This window comes from Inquilinus sp. (assembly GCF_057815775.1).
The window spans coordinates 1-5989 of record NZ_JBYRFX010000081.1 but is presented as its reverse complement, the minus strand read 5'-3'; the positions used below and the strand labels follow the sequence as shown (position 1 = coordinate 5989).

General features: G+C 69.0%; 4 protein-coding genes. All 4 read left to right on the top strand.

Translation table 11 applies throughout. The annotated features are described in order from the left end of the window. A partial coding sequence (locus AC3XYG_RS03110; RefSeq protein WP_489138350.1) for an NAD(P)/FAD-dependent oxidoreductase occupies positions 1-1295 on the top strand: 1295 nt, incomplete at its 5' end. Between the two features lie 145 nt (positions 1296-1440). Further along, complete coding sequence (gene carB, locus AC3XYG_RS03105) at positions 1441-4692, top strand: carbamoyl-phosphate synthase large subunit (RefSeq protein WP_489138349.1); 3252 nt, start codon at positions 1441-1443, stop codon at positions 4690-4692. Positions 4693-4780: 88 nt separating this feature from the next. Then, positions 4781-5254: a transcription elongation factor GreA gene (gene greA, locus AC3XYG_RS03100; RefSeq protein ID WP_489138348.1), complete on the top strand. Its 474-nt coding sequence runs from the start codon at positions 4781-4783 to the stop codon at positions 5252-5254. Positions 5255-5487: 233 nt separating this feature from the next. Beyond that, on the top strand, positions 5488-5989 hold a 502-nt coding region (locus tag AC3XYG_RS03095; protein ID WP_489138347.1), incomplete at its 3' end, for an extracellular solute-binding protein.

Below are 5989 nucleotides of genomic sequence, written 5' to 3'. Positions count from 1 at the left end.
AGCCGTTCGATCTTTCCCGGTCGCTCTGGGCTGCCACCGCCGCGCCGCGCGCGGCCTATGAGGCGCTGGATGGCGACATCGACGCCGAAATCGCCATCGTCGGCCTCGGCATCACCGGGCTGTCGACCGCGCTGCATCTGGCGGAACGCGGCGTGCGGGTGGTCGCCGTCGACGCCGCCACGGTCGGGTTCGGCGCCTCGGGCCGTAATGGCGGCCAGGTCATTCCGGGGCTGAAGGAGAATCCGGCCGAGCTGCGGGCGCGCTGGGGTGCCGAGCGCGGCGACCGGCTGGTCCGGTTCGTCGGCAACGCGGCCGACAGCGTGTTCGACCTGGTCGCGCGGCATGGCATCGCCTGCGGCGCCCGCCGTGACGGCTGGCTGCAGGCGGCGCACCGGCTGGCCGCCCTGCCGGCGCTGCAGCGCCGGGCCGAGGCCTGGGCGGCCGAAGGCGCCGATGTCGCAATACTGGACCGGACAGCGACGGTCGCGGCCACCGGCAGCGATGCCTATGTCGGCGGCTTCCTGGACCGTCGCGCCGGCGTGGTGCAGCCGCTGGATTATACCCGCGGCCTGGCCCGGGCCGCGGAAGCGGCCGGCGCGGCGCTGTATGAAGAAACGCCGGTCCTGGCGATCAGCCGGGAGGGCAACGGCCACCGGCTCGACACGCCGCGCGGCCGGATCCGGGCCGGCGCCGTGGTGCTGGCGGTCAATGCCTATGCCGACGGCGTCGCGGCGCCGCTCGACCGCAGCATCGTCCCGGTGGTCTCGCTGCAGGTGGCGACCGCGCCGCTGCCGCCGGAGGTCGCCCGGTCGATCCTGCCCGGCGTCCAGGCCGTCTCCGACACCCGCCGGCTGCTGTCCTATTTCCGCATGGGGCCTGGCGACCGCTTCGTGATGGGCGGCCGCGGCGCCTATGGCGGCCCGGCCCTGCGCGGCCGGATCCAGGCGCTGCGCCGCCGCGCGGTCGAGCTGTACCCCGCGCTGCGCGACGCCAGATGGGGCGAGGCCTGGGGCGGGCTGGTGGCGATGACGCCGGACCATCTGCCGCATCTGCATCGCCCGGCCCCGGGGCTGGTCGCCTTCACCGGCTGCAACGGCCGCGGCGTCGCCCTGGCCACGGCGCTGGGCCGGGTGCTGGCCGAGGCGGCGCTGGGCGCGCCCGACGAGGCGTTGGACTTTCCGGTCACCCCCGTCCGGCCGATCCCGCTGCATGCGCTGCGCCGGCCTGCAGTTGCCGCCACCGTGCTGTGGTATGGTCTGCGCGACGCCCTGGACGGCAGGGTCGGCGCCGGCTGAGGCTTCACGGCGAGGCCGGATGTCGTCCGGTCGCCCCTGCCCTGCGCCACCCCATCGCCCCCGGGGCTTTCCCCGGGCGCATTCCTTCCTTATAAGAGCGCGCTCCTTCTGGAGCGTGCCCCACCGTACCCAGCAGGCCGCCCCCATGCCCAAGCGCACCGACATCCGCTCGATCTGCATCATCGGCGCCGGGCCGATCGTCATCGGCCAAGCCTGCGAATTCGACTATTCCGGCGCCCAGGCCTGCAAGGCGCTGAAGCAGGAGGGCTACCGCATCATCCTGGTCAATTCCAACCCGGCGACGATCATGACGGATCCGGAGCTGGCGGACGCGACCTATATCGAGCCGATCACCCCGGAATTCGTCACCCGCATCCTGGAAGCCGAGCGGCCGGACGCGCTGCTGCCGACCATGGGCGGACAGACGGCGCTGAACACCGCCATGGCGCTGGCCGAGGACGGCACGCTGGAGCGGCTGGGGATCGAGCTGATCGGGGCCAAGCGCGAGAGCATCGAGAAGGCCGAGGACCGCGCCAAGTTCCGCCAGACCATGGATGCGATCGGGCTGGAATCGCCGAAGAGCGCCGTGGTCCACAATCTGTCCGAAGCGGTCGATGCGCTGCCCGAGATCGGCCTGCCGGCGATCATCCGCCCGTCCTTCACCATGGGCGGCACTGGTGGCGGCATCGCCTACAACCGGGTCGAGTTCGAGGAGATCGTGCGCTCCGGCCTCGCCGCCAGCCCGACCCGCGAAGTGCTGATCGAAGAATCGGTCCTCGGCTGGAAGGAATACGAGATGGAGGTGGTCCGCGACCGCGCGGACAACTGCATCATCATCTGCTCGATCGAGAACATCGATCCGATGGGCATCCACACCGGCGACAGCGTCACCGTCGCCCCGGCATTGACCCTGTCGGACAAGGAATACCAGGTGATGCGCGACGCCTCGATCGCGGTGCTGCGCGCGATCGGCGTCGACACCGGCGGGTCGAACGTGCAGTTCGCGGTCGACCCCGAGACCGGCCGCATGGTCGTGATCGAGATGAACCCGCGGGTCAGCCGGTCCTCGGCCCTGGCCTCGAAGGCCACCGGCTTCCCGATCGCCAAGGTCGCGGCCAAGCTGGCCGTCGGCTACACGCTGGACGAGCTGGCCAACGACATCACCCAGGTGACGCCGGCCAGCTTCGAACCGACGATCGACTATGTCGTCGTCAAGATGCCGCGCTTCACCTTCGAGAAGTTCCCGGGCGCCGAGCCGACCCTGACCACCAGCATGAAGTCGGTGGGCGAGGCGATGTCGATCGGCCGCAACTTCGCCGAGGCGCTGCAGAAGGCGCTGCGGTCGATGGAGACCGGGCTGACCGGCCTGGACGAGATCGAGATCCCAGGTGTCACCATGGACGCGCCGGACCTGCAGGTGGTGCGCGCCGCCCTGGCCCGCCCGACCCATGACCGGCTGCTGGTGATCGCCCAGGCGATGCGGCTGGGGCTGGGGGTGGAGGAGATCCGCGCCGCCTGCAAGTTCGACCCCTGGTTCCTGCGCGAGATTGAGAAGATCGTCGCCGCCGAGGAAGAGGTCCGTCGCTATGGCCTGCCCGAGGATGCGCAGGGCTTCGCCCGGCTGAAGCGGCAGGGTTTCTCCGACGCCCGGCTGGCCAAGCTGGCGGATGTCAGCGAGGCCGAGGCCAGCGCCGCCCGCCGCGGCCTGGGCGTGCTGCCGGTCTACAAGAGGATCGACACCTGCGCCGGCGAATTCGCCTCGGCCACCCCCTACATGTATTCGACGCATGAGGCCGGCTTCGACCAGGCCGAATGCGAATCCGACCCGACCGACCGCGAGAAGATCGTCATCCTCGGCGGCGGCCCGAACCGGATCGGCCAGGGCATCGAGTTCGACTATTGCTGCGTCCATGCCGCCTACGCGCTGAAGGAGGCCGGCTACGAGACCATCATGGTCAACTGCAACCCGGAGACGGTGTCGACCGACTACGACACCTCCGACCGGCTGTATTTCGAGCCGCTGACCGCCGAGGACGTGATCGAGCTGATCCGGGTCGAGCAGCGCCGCGGCACGGTCAAGGGCGTGATCGTCCAGTTCGGCGGCCAGACCCCGCTGAAGCTGGCCCATGACCTGACCGCCGCCGGCATCCCGATCCTGGGCACGCCGAAGGATGCGATCGACCTGGCCGAGGACCGCGAGCGCTTCCGCGACCTCTTGGACCAGCTCGGCCTGCGCCAGCCGCAGAGCGGCATCGCCCGGTCGGTCGAGGAGGCCGAGGCGATCGCCCAGGAAATCGGCTTCCCCTGCCTGATGCGGCCATCCTACGTGCTGGGCGGCCGGGGCATGGAGATCGTCCACGACCTGCAGGGCTTCCGCCGCTACATCACCACCGCGGTCAAGGTGTCCGGCCGCAACCCGGTGCTGGTCGACCGCTACCTGCAGGACGCGATCGAGGTCGATGTCGACGCGGTGCGCGACGGTACAGATGTCTACGTCGCCGGCATCATGGAGCATATCGAGGAGGCCGGGATCCATTCCGGCGACAGCGCCTGCGCCCTGCCGCCCTATTCCCTGCCCGCCTTCGTGGTGAAGGAGATCGAGCGCCAGACCAAGGTGCTGGCCGACGCGCTGGGTGTCATCGGCCTGATGAACACCCAGTTCGCGGTCAAGGACAACGAGGTCTACGTCATCGAGGTCAACCCGCGCGCCAGCCGCACCGTGCCCTTCGTGGCCAAGGCGACCGGCACGCCGATCGCCAAGATCGCGGCGCGGATCATGGCCGGCGAGAAGCTGGCCGACTTCACCCTGCACGGCCCGAACCCGCCATACACGGCGGTGAAGGAAGCGGTGTTCCCGTTCAACCGCTTCCCCGGGGTCGACGTCATCCTGGGGCCGGAGATGAAGTCGACCGGCGAAGTGATGGGCCTGGACCGCGACTTCGGCCGCGCCTTCGCCAAGAGCCAGCTGGGCGCCAACCAGAAGCTGCCGCTGTCCGGCGCCGTGTTCGTCTCGGTCAAGGACCGCGACAAGGCGGCGATCGTGACCATCGCCCGCCGCATCGCCGAGCTGGGCTTCGAGCTGGTGGCCTCGACCGGCACCGCCGCGGCGCTGGAACAGGGCGGGCTGAAGGTCCGCCGGATCAACAAGGTGATGGACGGCCAGCCGCACATCGTCGACGCCATTCTGAACGGCGAGATCCAGCTGGTGTTCAACACCACCGACGGTGCACAGACGGTGCGCGACAGCTTCGGCTTGCGCCGCGCCGCGCTGGTCAATAACATTCCCTACTCGACGACCGTGGCCGGAGCGCGCGCGACTGTGGAGGCGATCGCCGCGCTGAAGGCTGGGGCGCTTGAAGTCGCCCCGCTGCAATCCTACCTAGGTTCGGCGCGGTAGCACCGGGGGCGAGGATACGAGCAGGTCTGGCAGCCGGCGTCCTGGACGCCGGGTGTAACGCTTTTTGACTTTTTGGGACTGGAGCACGATGGAAAAGGTGCCGATGACCGCGGGGGGGTTCAACCGCCTGCGGGAAGAATTGAAGCATCTGAAGAGCGTGGCACGCCCTGAGGTGATCAAGGCGATTGCCGAGGCGCGCGAGCATGGTGACCTGTCCGAGAACGCGGAATACCACGCGGCGCGCGAGCGCCAGAGCTTCATCGAAGGCCGGGTGATGGAACTCGAGGACCGGATCAGCCGGGCCGAGATCATCGACACGTCCAAGCTGTCCGGCGACACCGTCAAGTTCGGGGCCACCGTGACCCTGGCCGACGAGGACACCGAGGAAGAGATCACCTACCAGATCGTCGGGCAGGATGAATCCGACATCAAGGAAGGCCGTCTCTCGATCACCGCGCCGCTGGCGCGGTCGCTGATCGGCAAGACCGAGGGCGACCAGGTCGAGGTCACCACCCCCGGCGGCTCCAAGAGCTACGAGATCGTGACGGTCCAGTTCGTCTGACCGGCCTGATCCGGAATTTAGACCCGAAAGCCCCGCCCTCCGGCGGGGCTTTCGGCGTTTGGGGCGGACCTATCGGCCCATTGTCTAATCCCTTGAGCTTTCTGGATAATTCCGGCCGGCAGATGTCATCCAGGCGAGACGAATGTTAAATCGAATCGTCATCGTCCCCGCGTAGGGATCGCCCCCGTCGCCGCCCGTCGCGGACGTGCAGGGCGGCCCAAGGGGAGACAAGCATGACCGTCGTGACCAAGCTGTCGGCGGCCGCGTTCGCGCTGGCGGCCGCCGCCGTCTTTGCGCAGCCGGCCCACGCCGAGCGCACGAAATTCGAGTTCTGGTACGGGCTGACCGGCGACCTGGAGCAGCGGGTGCAGGAGACCTGCAAGCGCTTCAACGACAGCCAGACCGACTATGAGGCGGTCTGCGTCGGCCAGGGCGGCTATCCGAACACGGTGCAGAACGCCATCGCCGCCTATCGCGCGCAGAAGCAGCCGACCGTGGTGCAGGTGTTCGACGCCGGCACGCTGGACCTGATGCTGTCCGGCGCCTTCGTCCCGGCCCGCAAGCTGATGGCCGACAACGGCTATGACATCAAGTGGGACGACTATTTCGCCGGCATCGCGAACTACTACGCGACGTCGAAGGGCGAGCTGGAGTCGTTCCCCTTCAATTCCTCGACGGCGCTGTTCTACTGGAACAAGGACGCCTTCGCCAAGATCGGCCGCGACAAGGCGCCGG